Here is a 16085-nt window from a genome sequence, read left to right as displayed (position 1 = left end):
GGCCGACGGCGCCGTCGTGCGCACGGGGCCCGGCTTCCTGCGCACGCTGCCGAGCGCGGACGCCCTGGAATCGCTGGCCTACCGCTTCGCGATCATCGGATTCATCTTCTGGACCTTCACCCTCATCGCCGGTGCGATCTGGGCGAACGACGCGTGGGGCCGCTATTGGGGGTTCGACACCAAGGAGGTGTGGACCTTCGTCATCTGGGTGCTCTACGCCGGATACATCCACGCCCGCGCCACGCGCGGCTGGCGCGGCACGCGGTCGGCGTGGCTGTCGATCATCGGCTTCCTGGCGGTGCTGTTCAACTTCACCATCGTCAACATGTTCTTCAAGGGCCTGCACGCTTACAGCGGCCTCTCCTGACCCCGCGCCTCGCGCCTCGCGGCCTGGCGCCCGAGAATGCGTGTTCACTTGCCGCTGGATGTCGCTTCGCGAGCGCTCAGCGACGTCTGGTGACAGGTGAACGTCGTGGCGGGAGGGTCAGGCCGGAAGCGGGTGCGCCGCCGGGGCGGACCGGCGCCGCGCGACCGCGATCACGGTGGCGATGAAGGCGAGCAGCATCCACACCGTGAGGCCGACCAGGGCCGCGCCGACGCTCCCGTCGGAGGTCAGGGCGGCCACCATGCCGCTGTAGGCGGGTGCGGTCGGCATGGCCCCGGCGAGCGAGGACAGCCATCCCGGAACGGTCGAGACGATGCCCGCGGCGACGGCGAGCACGGCCACGAGGGCGGCGATCCAGCGGCCCGCTCCGCCGAAGACGGCCACCAGCGCCTGGTTGACGCCGGCGAAGGCGATGCCCGCGACGACGCACACTCCCGCGAACACCGTCCACTCGCCGAACTCGTATGTCGCGGCGATCTGCACGACACCGGCGACGAGGAGCCCCTGCGCCGCGCCGATGGCGGCGGCGGGCGCGAGGCCCCGCAGCGCCAGCAGCGCGGAGGCCGACCGCGAGGTGAGCGCGCGAGCGGTCACGGCCTGGAGGGCGACGAAGGTGCCCAGCCCGCCGATCCACAGCGCCAGCGCCGCGAGGAGCGGAACCGCGGTGGCGCCGAACAGGTCGCTGCCGATCCCGTCGGCTTCGACCGGGTCGGCCACGACGCTCGCGAGCGTCTGGGCTTCATCGTCGGTGTACGAGGGGATCTCGTCGGCCGCGGTGTGCAGCCCCGAGGCGAGTTCGCCGGCTCCATCCGCGGTCTGATCGGAACCCGTCACGAGTGCCGTGCCACCGTCCGCGGCCTGCTGCGCGCCGTCCGCGAGCTGCTGGACGCCGTCGGCGACCTGTGCGGCCCCGGCGGAGGCCTCGTCGGCGCCGGTGCCGAGCGCGCCGGTGCCGGCCGCGATCTCGCGCACCCCCGATGCGGCCTGGCTCGCGCCGCCGGCGATGCCGCCGATGCCCGTCGCGATCTCGTCCGCGCCGGCGGCCGAGGCCTGCAGAGCCGCGGTGAGCTGCGGCCCGGCATCCTGGAACTGCGCGATGCCCGCGGCGATCTCATCCGAGTCGTCGAGGATCTCGGTCACCGTCGGCAGCGCGGCGTTGGTCTCGTCGGACAGCGCGATGATCTCGGCGCACACCGTGCCGGTGTCGCCGGCCGCGCGGCATTCGTCGGCGAGAGCGGTGAGGGTTGCGGCCGAGCCGGTCACGAACTGCCCGATCTCCTCGCTGTTGGCGGCGACCGCGTCGGCGGCGTCGATGACGCCCTGCGGGATCTCGGGGATCTGGGCGGTGAGGTCGGCGAGCGAGGACAGGCCGTCGGCGAGGTCGGATGCGCCGGTCGAGAGCGCACTCGCACCCCCGGCGAGGTCGTCGATCCCGTCGGCCGCCTCGTAGCCGCCGGCCGACAGTGCGGCGGCGCCGTCGGCGATCTCGCCGATGCCCGGCGCGAGGGCGGAGGCGCCGGTGGCGAGGGGCTGCGCGCCCGCCGCGAGCTGGCCCACGCCGTCGACGTACTGCGCGGTGCCGTCGGCGAGCTGGTCCGCCCCGCTGGCGAGCTGGTCGGCGCCGTCGGCGGCCTCGCCGAGCTGGTCGCCGAGGGTGGTGAACCCGAGGAAGACGTTCTCGAGGTACACCTCGGAGAGCTCCTGCCCCATGATGGATGCCGCCGCCGACGTGATCTGCGCGGTGATCGCGTCGTCGACGACGAGGTTGTCGGGTGCCGTGGTGACCTCGATGACCGCGCGCTCAGGGTCGTCTCCGGCGGTCGAGGTCGCGGCGGCGGAGAACTCGGCGGGGATCGTCACGACCGCGGAGTAGGTGCCGTCGGCGAGGCCCGCCGCCGCGTCGTCGTCGTTCGTGATCGTCCAGTCGAGGTTGCTCGGCAAGTCGTCCGAGCCCTCCACGAGCCCCGCGGTCAGCTGGCGCCCCAGCGGCACCGTCTGATCGTCGATCGTGACCGGCTCGTCGTCGTTCACGATCGCGGCGGTCACGTTGTCGAGGCGCTCTGCCGGGTCGTAGAACGCGGCGACGAGGATCGCGCCGACGACCACCGGCAGCAGCAGGGCGCCGATGATCGTCACCCACGTGACGGGGCGACGGGTGCGGGCGCGTTCGATCGGGAGAGTCATGCGTTCACCTCGGATGCGGTGGTGCGGGCGCTGAGGGCCAGCGCCTGGACGTGGGGGCGGTGGGCGTCGGAGAGCGCAGCGAGCGCGGGGCCCTCGGTGCGGGCGGTGGCCACGACGGTGAGGGGAGCGGATGCCGCGGCGCGCGCGCCGGCGTCGCGGATCAGCGCCGCGGCCTGGTCACGCGCGGCGCGGTCGAGCCGGTCGAGGCCGTCGACCACCACCAGGCGCGCGCCGCCCAGGGCCGTGCGCAGCGCCGCGAGCGGATCATCGGCCTCGTCGAGAAGGGCGATGCCGACGTGCGCGCGCACCCACGCGGCGCGGCCGGGGAGCAGATGGCCGGCCACGCGCAGGCGCCCGTCGGTGGGATCGAGCCGCCCCGCGACGGTGAGGGCGAACGCGCGGGCGGCGCCGGCGTCCGCGGTGACGAGCAGGGTGTCCCCGGGATCGACGCGGAACGTCGCGCCGGCGAAGACGCGGCCGGCGTCGGTGCGCACGCCGAGGTCGTCGGCGACGACGACGGCGATGGTGTTCGGCTCGGGCCAGTCCGCCAGGGCGCGCTCGCGTTCGACGGCCTCGCCCTCGATGTCGAAGTGGGGCAGGATGCGGTCCAGCCAGCGCGGCATCCACCAGGCCTTCTCGCCGAGGAGCGCCATGACCGCCGGAACGAGCGTCATGCGCACGAGGAACGCGTCGACGGCGATGCCGACCGCGAGCCCGAGGGCGATCGGCTTGATCGAGGAGTCGCCCTCGGGCACGAACGCGGCGAAGACCGCGAACATGATCACCGCGGCGGCGGTGACCACGCGGGCCGACGAGACGAAACCGGTGCGCACGGCACCGACGGCGATGAGCCGGTCCGCACGGCCGCCGCGGGCGCGGTGGGCGTGCACGTAGTCCTCGCGCATGCGCGAGACGAGGAACACCTGGTAGTCCATCGCGAGGCCGAACAGCACGCCCATGAGGATGATGGGCATGAAGCTGATGACGGGGCCGGTGCGCGTGACGTGCAGCGCGTCGGCGAGCCAGCCCCACTCGAACACGGCGGCCACCGCGCCGAACGACGCCGCCACCGACAGCAGGTATCCCGCGGCGGCCTTCAGCGGCACCCAGATCGAGCGGAACACGATCGTCAGCAGGATCAGCGAGAGCCCGACGACGAAGATCCCGAACGGGATCAGCGCGGCGCCCAGGCGGTCGGAGATGTCGATGCCGACGGCGGTGAAGCCGGTCACCTTCAGGTCGACGCCGTACTCCTCGAGCCATTCGTCGTGGTGGGAACGAAGCTCCCGCACGAGGTCGGCGGTGGCGGGGTCGTCGGGGGCGGTCTCGGGGATCACCTGGATGAGCCCGGTGTCAGCGGTCTCGTTGGGCGTCGCCAGCGCGATCTCCTTGACGCCGGGAACGTCTGCGATCTCGTCGGCGAGGTCGTCCATGAGCCCGAGCGGGTCGGTGGAGGTGACGATCGTGCCGGTGAGGATGAGCGGGCCGTTCTCGCCCGGTCCGAAGTACTCCGCGGTCAGGTCGTAGGTCTGCCGGGCTTCGCTCGAGGTCGGCTGCGTGCCGGCGTTCGGAAGGGCCAGGGTGAGGCTCGCGGCCGGGATCGCCATCGTGCCGAGCACGGCGACGACCGAGACCGTGGTGACGATCGGATGCCGCGTGACGGCCCGCACCCAGCGCTCGGCGAATCCGCGGCGTGGCCGGGTGCGCGCGCGGCGGGCGCGGCGGCTCGGACGGCGGCGCCATCCCACGACGCGCCCCTTCGCGAAGCCGAGGAGTGCGGGAGTGAGGGTCACCGCGACCAGGACGGCGATGGCGACGGCCACGGCCGCGGCGATCCCCATCGTGGTGAGGAAGGGGATGTTCGCGAACGACAGTCCGACCAGGGCGATGAGCACCGTCACGCCGGCGAAGACGACCGCGGAGCCGGCGGTGCCGGTCGCGCGCGCGGCGGATTCCTCGGGCTCGACGCCGGCGCGCACCTGATCCTGATGGCGCGCGACGATGAACAGGGCGTAGTCGATCCCGACCGCGAGCCCCAGCATGATCGCGAGCATCGGCGTGGTCGACGAGATCGTGGCGAAAGCCGTGGCGACGAAGATCAGCGCGATCGCGAGTCCGACGCCGATGAGGGCGCTCACGAGCGGGAACCACGCCACCGCGAAGGACCGGAAGGTCACGATCAGCACGAACAGGGCGATGAGCACGCCGACCGCTTCGATGGGGGAGAGCGAGGGGATCTCGGTGGAGAAGAGGTCGCCGCCGAGCACGACCTGCGCCTCGGGGAGGGCGGTCTGCAGATCGTCGGCGATCTCCTGCAGGTCCTCCTCCGTTCCCGCGGGGATGTCGGTGGCCTGACCGTCGAGCTGGAGTCGGATGATCGCCGCTTCGTCGTCGTCGGAGACGAGGCCCGAGACGTTCTCGTCGAAGGGGTCGGTGACCGCCAGAACCCCGTCGAGGTCGCCGAACGCCGACAGGGCGTCGTCGATCGCCGAGCGATACGCGTCGTCGGTGACCGCCTCCGAGTCGGGTGCCGCCACGAGCACCTGCGCGCTCGTGCCGCTGGCCTGCGGGAAGGTGCGATCCAGCTGCACGATGCCCTCCTGGGCCTCGGTGCCCGGGATCGAGAAGGAGTTGTCGGTCCCCGCCATGAAGGTCACCGCGCTCACGCCGGCCACGACCAGCAGCAGCAGCCACGTCGTGAGCACGCGCCAGGGGTGGCGGTAGGACCAGCGGCCGAGGCTGAACAGCAGAGTGGACACACGTCCTCCAGGCGGTCTGACGGGATTTGGATACATTTCTGTATCCGATGCGCTTCTGTATCGTAATGCGGAACATCGGCGTCAACCTGGGCGACGCGTGTGAGAATCGGCGGGGGAGGGTCACCATGAGCGATACGGCGGGACCCTCGCGACGACGCGAGGAGACCAGACGCAGACTGCTGGATGCGGCGGCGGAGGTGTTCGCCGAGGTCGGCATGGACGCGGCGTCGGTCGAGGTCATCTGCGACCGCGCGGGGTTCACGCGGGGAGCGTTCTACTCGAACTTCGCCTCCAAGGACGAGCTCTTCTTCGCCCTCGTCGGGCTGGTCGCGCAGGAACGGGTGCGATCGGTCGCCGACCGGGTCGCGGCGCTCGAGGCCGACGGTGCGCTGGACATGACCGGCGGCAACGTCGTCGAGGTCGTGAGCCGCGTGCTCGAGATCGGACCCGAGGACCGGCTCGGCGTTCTGCTGTTCAACGAGATCCGCATCCACGCGCTTCGGGCGCCGGAGCTCGCGGCGGCGTACCTCGAGCAGGACACCGCCATTCTCGACAGCGTCGCGCGACTGGTCGATGACATCGTCGCCGGCAAGGACATCCGGTTCCGGCTCGAGCCGAGGGCGGTCGCCCGACTGCTCATGACGGTCTGGGAGTCGACGTCGGTCCGCGGGGTCATGGCGGGCCTTCCGCCCGCCGAGCTCGCCAGGCACACCGGCGAGGAGCTCGGACGCGTGGCCGCCGCGCTGATCGAGCGCTAACGTTCCTGCGCGACGGCGTGACAGCGACGGAGTCGCTCCAGCCACCACTCCCGCCGCTCGCGCGGGGCCGCGTGCCGGTCGAGGAGCTCGGGACTCGGCACCACGCGCCGCACCGCGATGCGACCGTCGCGCGCGACGAGGGGGTCGTCCGTGACATCCGCGGCGAGCAGCGAGGCCGTGCCCAGTCCGCAGTCGAACGACAGCTCGGGCAGGCTCGCCGCGAGCGCGACGCCCATCCCGAGTCCGACCGACGTGTCGAGGGCGCTGGAGACCACGGCCGGAACGCCGGCGGCGGCGACGATCGACAGGGCACGCGCCACCCCTCCCAGCGGCTGCACCTTGACCACGACGAGGTCGGCCGCGCCGGCGGTGACGACGGCGATCGGGTCGTCGGCCTTGCGCACGCTCTCGTCGGCGGCCACGGGGATGCCGAGGTAGCGGATGCGGCGGCGGAGCTCGACGAGGTCCTCGACCTGCGCGCAGGGCTGCTCGACGTATTCCAGGTCGAACTCCGCGAGCGCGTGCACGGCGTGCTCGGCCTCGTCGAGGTTCCAGCCGCCGTTCGCATCGACGCGGATGCGCCCTTCCGGCCCCATGACCTCGCGCACCGCCCGCACGCGCGCGACGTCGTCGCCGAGCACCTGTCCGCGCTCGGCGACCTTGACCTTCGCGGTGCGGCAGCCGTGGAAGCGGGCGAGCACGTCGCCGACCTGGTCGGCCGCGACGGCGGGGACGGTCGCGTTCACCGGCACGGTCTCGCGCACCGCGGCGGGTCGCGGATGCCACGCGAAGTCGATCGCCGCGGTGAGCCACGTCGACGCCTCGGCGTCGTCGTACTCCAGGAACGGCGAGAACTCCGCCCACCCCTCGGGTCCTTCCAGCAGCAGCGCCTCCCGCTCGTCGACCCCGCGGAAGCGGGTCGTCAGCGGGAGGGAGACCACCCGGGCGGTGTCGATGAGCCGGTCCAGAGCGGGGAGGGGTGAGGACATCTCCTCATCCTGCCCTCACCCGCCGCGCGCGGCCATAGGCTGAACCGCATGCTCGTCGACACCCCCGTCCGCCTCGGCATCCAGCTGCGGCCCCAGCACGTCACCTACCCCGACCTTCGCGACGCCGTCCTCCGCCTGGAGGAGATGGGCGTGGACATCCTGTTCAACTGGGACCACTTCTTCCCGCTCTTCGGTGAGCCGGACGGCCTCCACTTCGAGTCGTGGACGATGCTCGGCGCGTGGGCCGAGCAGACCGAACGCGTCGAGTTCGGGGCGCTGGTCAACTGCAACAGCTATCGCAACGCCGACCTGCAGGCCGACATGGCCCGGACCCTCGACCACATCAGCGCCAAGGGCGGCACGGGCCGCTTCATCTTCGGCACCGGCTCGGGGTGGTTCGAGCGGGACTACGACGAGTACGGGTACGAGTTCGGCACGGCCGGCAGTCGCCTGAACGATCTCGGCGTCGACTTGGAGCGCATCACGGCGCGCTGGGACAAGCTCAATCCGCAGCCCACCCGCCGCATCCCGATCATGATCGGCGGAAAGGGCGAGCAGAAGACGCTGCGCTTCGTCGCGCGCCACGCGAACATCTGGCACAGCTTCGTCACGCCCGACGAGCTGCCGCACAAGCTCTCGGTGATCGACCGGTGGGCTGAGGCGGAGGAGCGCGACACGGCCGACCTGGTGGTCTCGAACGAGCTCGCGCGGCGCGAGGAGGAGACCGCCGACGCCCTCTACGACGCCGGCACCCGGCTGTTCACCCTGGGGCTCGACGGGCCGGACTGGGACTACGACGTCGTGCGCGGATGGCTGCGCTGGCGCGACGCCAAGAACGCCTGACCCGCCGTCGTTACGCTGGGGGCATGGTCTCCGAGCTGTTCGACGCCGCGGAATGGATGCCGGCCCCCGGCGCCGAGGCGTTCACCGACATCACCGCGCATCTCTCACGCGACGGCCGGATCGCGCGCATCGCGTTCGACCGGCCCGAGGTGCGCAACGCGTTCCGTCCCCACACGGTCGACGAGCTGTACCGGGCGCTCGACGACGCCCGGCAGAACCCCCGGGTGGGCGTCGTGCTGCTCACCGGGAACGGTCCGAGCCCGAAGGACGGCGGCTGGGCGTTCTGCTCCGGCGGAGACCAGCGCATCCGCGGCCGCGACGGATACACCTATGCGTCCGACGATGCCACCGCTCCCGACCCCGCTCGCGCCGGGCGCCTGCACATCCTCGAGGTGCAGCGTCTCATCCGCTTCATGCCGAAGGTCGTCATCGCGGTGATCCCGGGATGGGCGGCCGGCGGCGGGCACTCGCTCCACGTCGTGTGCGACATGTCGGTCGCCAGCGCCGAGCACGGTCGGTTCAAGCAGACCGACGCCGATGTCGGCTCGTTCGACGCCGGCTACGGCTCCGCCTACTTCGCCCGTCAGATCGGCCAGAAGTTCGCCCGAGAGGTGTTCTTCCTCGCCGAGGAGTACTCGGCCCGGCGCGCGTACGAGATGGGAGCGGTCAACCGTGTCGTGCCGCACGCCGACCTCGAGCGCGAAGCGATCGCGATGGCGCGCACGATCCTCACGAAGTCGCCCACGGCGATCCGCATGCTGAAGTTCGCCTTCAATGCCGTCGATGACGGGATGGTCGGTCAGCAGGTGTTCGCCGGCGAGGCGACGCGCCTGGCGTACGGCACCGACGAGGCGGTCGAAGGCCGTGACGCGTTCCTGCAGAAGCGCGACCCCAACTGGGCGCCCTACCCGTGGCACTACTGAGCGCACGATGAAGCTCGAGGCGCTCACCGCCGACGACCCGCGCGACGTGCTGCGGGCGCTGCGCGGCGCCCTGCACGGCGCCGGGCCGGCGCTCGCCCTGGGGATGGTGGGCGAGGCGCCGCCCGAGGTGCCCGCGGGAACCGCCGTCGTCGTGACGACGTCGGGGTCCACCGGCATCCCCAAGAGCGTCGTGCTCAGTCGCGACGCCCTGATCTCCAGCGCGATGGCCACGGCCGACCGCATCGGATCGGGCGGCTGGCTGCTCGCCCTGCCGGCCGGCTACGTCGCCGGTCTCCAGGTGCTCGCGCGCGCCCTCGTCGCCGACCGCGAACCGGCGCTCCTCGCCGGCCGCTTCACCCCCGAGGCGTTCGCCGCCGCCGCGCTGACGATGGCATCCAGCCGCGGCGGCGCCCGCATCCCGACGTACACCTCGCTCGTGCCGGCGCAGCTGATGCGGCTGCTCGACGCGGCCGAGGCGGACAGCGCGGTGCTGGCGGCACTGCGCTCGTTCGAGACCATCCTGATCGGCGGACAGGCTCTCCCGGCGGCGACCCTCGAGCGGGCCGAGACGGCGGGCGTGCGCATCGTGCGCACCTACGGCTCCACCGAGACCAGCGGCGGATGCGTGTACGACGGGCGCGCCCTCACCGGCGTCACGGTGCGCATCGCCGCCGGGGAGGTCCAGATCGCCGGCCCGACGCTCGCCGAGGGATACCTCGACGACCCGGAGCGCACCGCCACGACGTTCATCGTCGACGGCGACGGCACCCGGTGGTACCGCACGGGCGACGCGGGGATCCTCGAGGACGGCGTGCTGCGGGTGCGAGGACGGATCGACAACGTCATCGTCTCGGGCGGCATCAACATCTCGCTCGATCGCGTCGAGCAGGCCGTCCGTGCGGTACCCGGCCTCGGGGGCGCCGTCGTGGTGGGGGTGGACGACACGCGCTGGGGCGAGGTTCCCGTCGTGGTCGCCACGCGGGGGGAGGCGCTGCGCCGCAGCGAGTCGGTGCAGTTCGAGGAGGCGCGGCAGGCCGTCGCTCGCGAGATCGGCCCGCACGCGCGCCCGGCACGACTGGTGCTCGTCGACGAGCTGCCGAGCCTTCCGTCGGGCAAGCCCGACCGCGAGGCCATCCGTTCGGCGGTCGCGGGCCTGCACTGACCGGTGGTCTCAGCCGCCGCATGGCGTCGGCGCCCTAGGATGGCTCCTCGTGGCAGGCACACCCAGCAAGAAGCGCAAGAAGACGTCGACGCGCCCGTCTCGCTCGCGCGGCAACCCGGCGAAGGCGCGCGTCTCCGGGTCACCGGCGGCGGTCGCGCCGCCGACGGCCCGCGACTGGATCGGCGCCGCCCGCCTGCGCACTCTTCCGCTGGCGGTCACCCCCGTGCTCATCGGGACCGGGGCGGCCCTGGTGGTCACCGACGAATTCCACGGCATGATCGCGCTGGCGTGTCTCGCGGTCGCGGTCTTCCTCCAGATCGGCGTCAACTTCGCCAACGACTACAGCGACGGCATCCGCGGCACCGACGACCACCGTGTCGGACCCGCCCGCCTGACCGCGTCGCGCAAAGTGCCCGCGCGCCGTGTGCTCACGGTGGCGCTGGGCTTCTTCGCGCTCGCCGCGATCGCGGGCCTGGCGATCGTCATCCGCACCGGGCAATGGTGGATGCTCGCGATCGGCGCGCTCGCGATCGCCGCCGCCTGGTTCTACACCGGCGGAAAGCGGCCGTACGGCTACGACGGGCTCGGTGAACTGTTCGTGTTCGTCTTCTTCGGGCTGGTCGCCACCCTCGGCACCACGTGGGTGCAGGCGTTCTCGCTGCCGCAGGAGGCGTGGTTCGGCGCCGTGGCCGCGGGGTTGCTGGCCTGCGCGGTGCTGCTGGCGAACAACCTGCGCGACATCGACCAGGATCGGGTGGCGGGCAAGCGCACCCTCACCGTGCTCATCGGCAGGCGGTGGACGCAGGTGCTGTTCACCCTGTTCGTGCTCGTGCCGTTCGCGATCGCCGCGTTCCTGGCGCTGTTCTACCCGATCGCCTGGCTCGCGCTCATGGCGCTGCTGGCAGGCATCCCCGCGATCATCATCGTGTGGAGCTACCGCGAGGCCCGCGAGCTGGTGGTCGCCCTCGCGCTCACCTCGCTCACATCGGTGGGCTACGGAGCGCTGCTGTTCTGGGCGTTCGTCGGCTGATCCGCCCTCAGCGGCCGTCCTCATCCGACCGGCGCGCATCGGCCGCCGCGCCGTCGGAAGGCATGCCGTCACCGGAACGTACGGCGCCCTCACCGTAGACCGCGTCGGCTGCGGCGTCTTCGGCGGCGGAGTCGTCGGCGCGCTCGCGCTCGCGCCGGCGGTCGGCGAGCCCCGTGGTGACGTCGTTCAACGGGCGTCGCAGGAAGAGGATCGAGAGGCTGAGACCGATGAGCGCGGCGAAGATCGCGGCCAGCCAGAACAGATCCTGGAAAACCGGGAAGAGCATCAGGATGCCCAACGGCACCAGGAACGCCAGCAGGCGCAGCACCGTGTACACGAGGGCAGGACGGGCTTTCACGAGACCCATCGTAGGTGCGTCGCCTGAGCGGTTCCGGGGCGGGTGGGGAGGTATGCCGCCCCTCACATGTCACTGTCAGGTCACGGCCAACCCGCCCCCGCGCGAGCGCGCCTAGGATGGAAGGCGTGACAAGGGTGCTGCTGATCGTGGCCCTGATCGCCGTGGCGTTCTGGGTCTTCACGATCGTCGACTGCGCCGTGCAGCCGAAGACACGGCACCGCGGTGTCAGCAAGCCGCTCTGGCTGGTCATCGTGATCGTCATCCCGGTGCTCGGCGGACTGATGTGGCTCATCGTCGGTCGTCGCCCGCGCCCGGCCCCGGCTGCCCCCCTGGCGCCCGACGACGATCCGCAGTTCACCGGCACGTTCGGGTCGATCCGCGATCAGGACGAGCGCATCCGCCGCCTCGAAGAGGAACTGGCGATGCTCGATGCGGAATCCGATTGGGATCCGCCGGTTCCCGACAAGCCCGTCGCCGACGCCGGCGGGTCGACGGGGGAGGCGACCGCCGAGGAGCCCTCCGCCGCGGATGCGACCGCCGCAGGGGAGCAGCGTTCTTCCGGTGAGCAGGCCACCGGATCCCGGCCCGACGACGACGAGCGCGGTCAGCGCGGCGCCGTCGGCTGACGTGTCCGGCGAGCCCGGCGACGACGTCGCCCCGACCGTCACCGGCGCCCCCGCGACCGATGCGGCAGCCGCCCTGCTGAGCGCTCTCGTCGCCCGCGGCGTGCGCCACGTGGTGCTCAGCCCGGGTTCGCGCTCGCAGGCGCTCGCGCTCGTGGCCGCCGAACTCGAACGCCGCGGTCACGTGCAGCTGCACGTGCGCGTGGACGAGAGGGTCGCCGGCTTCACTGCGCTCGGCATCGCCCGTGAGACGGGGGTTCCCGCCGCCGTCGTGTGCACGTCGGGCACGGCCGTCGCGAATCTGCTGCCGGCGGTGCTCGAAGCGCACCACGCGGGTGTGCCGCTGCTGCTGCTGACGGCCGACCGACCCCCCGAGCTGCGGGGCGTGGGCGCCAACCAGACCACGCGCCAACCCGGCCTGTTCTCCTCAGCCACCCGCTACGCGGCAGACCTCGCCGTGCCCGAGGAGAGCGACCCCGACGGCACCTCCGATGCGACCGTCACCCTGCGGGTCGTTGCGGCTGAGGCGGTGGATGCCGCGCGCGGCGCGGGCCAGTGGTCGGCGGGACCGGTGCACCTGAACCTTCCGTATCGCGAGCCCCTCAGCGGTCCCCTTCCGGCGTGGCTCGACGCCGCGATCGCCGCGAGCGCGCAGGCCGCCGGCAGCGGCTCGGTCGATGACGCGGCGATGTCCGGCGCGCTCTACCAGGGCGGCGGCGGCATCGGCTCGCTCGATGTCGCCGACGGGGCCGGTGAGATGCCCGTCGCGCTCGACCGCGGCCCCCGAACGGTGGTCGTCGCCGGTGCCGATGCGGGGCCTGCTGCCGAAGCCCTCGCGCACGAGGGGCGGTGGCCGCTGATCGCCGAGATCGTCAGCGGCTCGCGCTTCGGCCGTCACGTCGTGCACGGCTATCGACAGCTCCTGCGCCATCCCGACCTGGGCGGCAGGATCGAGCGCGTCGTCGTCTTCGGGCATCCGACCCTCTCCCGCGAGGTGACGGCGCTCCTGTCCGATCCCGCCGTCGAGGTGATCGCGCTGCGCGGGCCCGGCGAACCGCTCGGGCTGAACGGCGCGACGCGCTCGGTCGACGCCGTGGCCGTCGCTGTCGACGGCGACAGCCCCGAGGTCGTCGATGCCGAGCGCGCGTGGCTCGGGGCATGGATGCGCGCGTCGCGCGCGGCCGCGGTGGACCTGTCCCCGCCGGCGCCCGACGTCGACGCCCTCTCCTCCGCGGTGCCGCAGGAACGGCTCGGGGCCATCTCGGCCGAACTCGACGCGGTGCGCGCGCCCGTGGACCGCAACCTCCTCGTCGACGCGGTGTGGCGAGCCACATGGCCGCACGACCGGCTCGTGTTCGGATCGTCGCGCCTGGTCCGTGTGGCCGACGCGGTGCTGCCCGGCAAGAAGGTGACGGTGCACGCCAATCGGGGGCTCGCCGGCATCGACGGCACCGTGGCGACGGCCACGGGCGTCGCCATCGCGAGCCAGAGCGCCGGCGCGCACGGGGTCACGCGCGTGCTCCTGGGCGATCTGGCGCTGCTGCACGATGCCGGAGGGCTTCTCATCGCGATCGGCGAGGCCGAGCCGCGCATCCAGATCATCGTCGGCAACGACGGCGGCGGCACCATCTTCGACGGCCTCGAGGTGGCCGCCACCGCCGATGCGGAAGCGGCCGACCGGGTGCTGTACACGCCGCACGGCGTCGACCTCGGCCGCCTGGCGAGCGCGTACGGCTGGACGCACACGCGGGTGACCACGCGCGCCGCCCTCGACCAGGCGCTGACCACGCCGGCGGCCGCACGCCAGGTGATCGAGGTGCCGCTGGCCCGATGAGGGTGACGCCGCACCCGGCATCCGCCAAGATGTGGGGATGACCGGGACGAGACCTCTCCACGACGGCGGCGCCGGCGACCTGCGAGACATCGGCGACCTGCTGCGGGTCGGACCGGGGTTCCGCCTCGCCGACGTCGACACCGCTTCGACGCCGGGCTACCGTGGCGGAAAGCGCGACGGCGCGGCGGATCTCGCCGCGGGCGTCGACGCCCTGGATGATCTGCAGGAGCGGCTGTTCGCGCGCAGTCGCGTGCAGAAGACCGACGCGGCGGTGCTGCTCGTGCTGCAGGCGATGGACTCCGCCGGCAAGGGCGGCATCGTTCGCCACGTCGTCGGCGCCGTCGATCCGCAGGGTGTCTCGCTCACGGCGTTCAAGAAGCCCACCGACGAAGAGCTCGCGCAAGACTTTCTCTGGCGCATCGAGAAGCGACTGCCCGAGCCGGGCTTCATCGGGGTGTTCGATCGCTCGCACTACGAGGATGTGCTCGTCGGGCGCGTGCGTCAGCTCGCACCCGCGGCGGAGATCGAACGGCGGTACGACGCCATCAACGCCTTCGAAGAGCGGGTCGTGACCACCGGAACCCGCATCGTGAAGGTCATGCTCCATATCTCCGCAGACGAGCAGAAGAAGCGGCTGACCGAGCGGCTCGACCGTGCGGACAAGCACTGGAAGTTCACGCCGGGAGACGTCGACGAACGGATGCTGTGGCCGCGCTACCAGCACGCCTACCAGGTGATGTTCGAGCGCACCTCCACCGCCCACGCGCCGTGGTACGTCGTGCCCGCCGATCGCAAGTGGTATGCGCGGCTGGCCGTTCAGCACCTGCTCCGGACCGCGCTCGAAGACATCGATCCGCAGTGGCCGGCGGCCACCTACGACATCGCCGAGCAGCGCGCCCGGCTGGCCGCGACCTGACGCGATCGCCTTACGCGAGGGCGTCGACGATCGGGCGGAACTTCACCCGGGTCTCGAGCATCTCGGCTTCCGGGTCGCTGCCCGCGACGATCCCCGCACCGGCGAACGCCGTGACCGGGATGGTGCCGGTGGATGCGCTGCCGCGCCGTGCGGGCAGGCCGCCCACCTGAGCGCACCGGAGCGCGATGGCCCACTCGCCGTCTCCGGAGCCGTCGACCCAGCCGACGGGTCCCGCGTACCGGCCGCGGTCGAAGGGCTCGATGCGCCGGATGACCGCGAGGGCGGCATCGGTCGGCGTGCCCGCGACGGCGGCGGTGGGATGCAGCGATGCCACGAGGTCGAGCGACGACGCGTCGTCGCCGAGCACGCCGGCGACGTCGGTGGCCAGGTGCCACAGGTTCGGCAGCTCCAGCGCGAAGGGCTCCTCGTCGGCGGCGAGGGTGCGGGTGTGCGGTGCCAGAGCCTCCACGACGCTGCGCACCGCGAAACGGTGCTCGTCTCGGTCCTTCCCGCTCTCGAGCAGGCGCGTGGCGGCGCCGGTGTCGTCGGCGTGGTCGGTGCCGCGCCCGGCCGTGCCGGCGAGAACGCGAGCGGTCACGGCTCCGCCCGCGACCGTGACGAGGGTTTCCGGGCTCGCGCCGATCAGGCCGTCGACGGCGAAGGTCCACGTGTCGGGATAGTCGACCGACAGCGCCCGCACCAGCCGGCGCAGATCCGCCCCCGCCGGCACGGTTCCCACCAGGTCGCGGGCGACCACGACCTTGCCGACCTCGCCCGCGGTGATCGCATCGAGCGCCGAGCGGACCGCGCCCTGATAGCCCGCCGGATCCAGCGACCCGGGGCCGAGCGTGCCGGACCACGACGGCCCGAGCGCGCGAGGCTGCGGCATGTCTGCGCCGGTGGGCGGATGCGGACCGTCGGCGCGGCGGATGCGCGTCACCCAGGAGCGTCCGCCGCGGCGTCCGACGACGGTGGTGGGGATGATCAGGCGGCTGGGCCACGCCGAGCGCGCATCGAAGGTGAGTGCGCCGAAGGCGATGAGGCCGGTGCCGGGAAGCCCCACGGGATCGTCGACGTCGGCCTCGGCGGCGATGAGGCGCCACGCGTCAGCCGCGGAGAGGGAGGAATCCGCCTCCGCGCCGACGTGCTCGTACCCGCTCTGTTCGCCGACGCCGACCACTCCCTCGCCGCGTCGCAGCCACGCGAGCGGTCGATCGGGATCGGCGTACGCGAGGAGGTCGCCGACGGGGTCGATCTCCCGGGTCTCGACGGACAGGCGGGGGAACGCGGGCACCCCTCCAGCCTAGTTTCGGTCGGCCCC

At 72.5% G+C, this 16085-nt stretch carries 14 protein-coding genes; 9 read left to right on the top strand and 5 right to left on the bottom strand.

Translation table 11 applies throughout. The features are described 5' to 3' along the window. On the top strand, positions 1-367 hold a 367-nt coding region (gene ccsA, locus B4E30_RS04820), incomplete at its 5' end, for a cytochrome c biogenesis protein CcsA (protein ID WP_286793750.1). A 117-nt stretch (positions 368-484) separates the two neighbouring features. On the opposite strand, the gene B4E30_RS04815 is transcribed toward ccsA, so the two are convergent. Both B4E30_RS04815 and B4E30_RS04810 read right to left on the bottom strand, forming a co-directional pair. Then, a complete protein-coding gene (locus B4E30_RS04815; RefSeq protein WP_286793748.1) occupies positions 485-2569 on the bottom strand; it encodes a YhgE/Pip family protein in 2085 nt (694 codons plus the stop codon). Further along, on the bottom strand, positions 2566-5328 hold the full coding sequence (locus B4E30_RS04810) for an MMPL family transporter (protein WP_286793746.1): 2763 nt from the start codon (positions 5326-5328) through the stop codon (positions 2566-2568). The genes B4E30_RS04815 and B4E30_RS04810 overlap by 4 nt, the downstream gene beginning before the upstream one ends. Positions 5329-5453: 125 nt before the next feature. On the opposite strand from B4E30_RS04810, the gene B4E30_RS04805 reads away from it, so the two are divergent. Then, positions 5454-6086, top strand: a complete 633-nt coding sequence (locus B4E30_RS04805; protein WP_194384675.1) for a TetR/AcrR family transcriptional regulator — start codon at positions 5454-5456, stop codon at positions 6084-6086. On the opposite strand, the gene B4E30_RS04800 is transcribed toward B4E30_RS04805, so the two are convergent. Continuing rightward, complete coding sequence (locus tag B4E30_RS04800) at positions 6083-7075, bottom strand: o-succinylbenzoate synthase (RefSeq protein WP_286793744.1); 993 nt, start codon at positions 7073-7075, stop codon at positions 6083-6085. The genes B4E30_RS04805 and B4E30_RS04800 overlap by 4 nt on opposite strands. Positions 7076-7123: 48 nt before the next feature. Between B4E30_RS04800 and B4E30_RS04795 the strand changes: the two genes are divergently transcribed. The 4 genes from B4E30_RS04795 to B4E30_RS04780 are packed head-to-tail and all read left to right on the top strand — an operon-like array spanning position 7124 to position 11033. Next, positions 7124-7918: an LLM class F420-dependent oxidoreductase gene (locus B4E30_RS04795; protein WP_286793742.1), complete on the top strand. Its 795-nt coding sequence runs from the start codon at positions 7124-7126 to the stop codon at positions 7916-7918. A 23-nt stretch (positions 7919-7941) separates the two neighbouring features. Then, positions 7942-8841, top strand: coding sequence for a 1,4-dihydroxy-2-naphthoyl-CoA synthase (locus tag B4E30_RS04790; protein WP_286793740.1), 900 nt, complete (start codon positions 7942-7944; stop codon positions 8839-8841). A 7-nt stretch (positions 8842-8848) separates the two neighbouring features. After that, on the top strand, positions 8849-10003 hold the full coding sequence (locus tag B4E30_RS04785; protein ID WP_286793738.1) for an AMP-binding protein: 1155 nt from the start codon (positions 8849-8851) through the stop codon (positions 10001-10003). A 49-nt stretch (positions 10004-10052) separates the two neighbouring features. Next, positions 10053-11033 (top strand): 1,4-dihydroxy-2-naphthoate polyprenyltransferase, encoded by a 981-nt coding sequence (locus B4E30_RS04780; protein WP_286719627.1) that lies wholly within the window; start codon positions 10053-10055, stop codon positions 11031-11033. A 7-nt stretch (positions 11034-11040) separates the two neighbouring features. On the opposite strand, the gene B4E30_RS04775 is transcribed toward B4E30_RS04780, so the two are convergent. After that, entirely contained in the window at positions 11041-11391 is a 351-nt protein-coding gene (locus B4E30_RS04775; protein WP_286793736.1) for a DUF4229 domain-containing protein, read from the bottom strand. 125 nt (positions 11392-11516) lie between these two features. Here B4E30_RS04775 and B4E30_RS04770 point away from each other — a divergent pair, with 125 nt between their 5' ends. The 3 genes from B4E30_RS04770 to B4E30_RS04760 are packed head-to-tail and all read left to right on the top strand — an operon-like array spanning position 11517 to position 14764. Continuing rightward, complete coding sequence (locus B4E30_RS04770) at positions 11517-12017, top strand: PLD nuclease N-terminal domain-containing protein (RefSeq protein WP_286793734.1); 501 nt, start codon at positions 11517-11519, stop codon at positions 12015-12017. A 1-nt stretch (position 12018) separates the two neighbouring features. Then, the gene (gene menD / locus B4E30_RS04765) at positions 12019-13848 is read left to right on the top strand and encodes a 2-succinyl-5-enolpyruvyl-6-hydroxy-3-cyclohexene-1-carboxylic-acid synthase (RefSeq protein WP_286793752.1); all 1830 of its coding nucleotides are present in this window, start codon (positions 12019-12021) and stop codon (positions 13846-13848) included. A 37-nt stretch (positions 13849-13885) separates the two neighbouring features. Continuing rightward, positions 13886-14764 carry a polyphosphate kinase 2 family protein gene (locus B4E30_RS04760; RefSeq protein ID WP_286719629.1) on the top strand — a complete coding sequence of 293 codons (879 nt, stop codon included), beginning with the start codon at positions 13886-13888 and terminating at the stop codon, positions 14762-14764. A gap of 10 nt (positions 14765-14774) precedes the next feature. On the opposite strand, the gene B4E30_RS04755 is transcribed toward B4E30_RS04760, so the two are convergent. Continuing rightward, positions 14775-16058, bottom strand: a complete 1284-nt coding sequence (locus B4E30_RS04755) for an isochorismate synthase (protein ID WP_286793732.1) — start codon at positions 16056-16058, stop codon at positions 14775-14777. Between the last annotated feature and the right edge of the window lie 27 nt (positions 16059-16085).

Origin of the sequence: Microbacterium sp. UBA3394, assembly GCF_002358725.1 — a bacterium.
Taxonomy (GTDB): Bacteria; Actinomycetota; Actinomycetes; order Actinomycetales; family Microbacteriaceae; genus Microbacterium; species Microbacterium luteum.
Note: the sequence above shows the minus strand (reverse complement) of the source record. Positions and strands in the feature narration are given on the sequence as shown.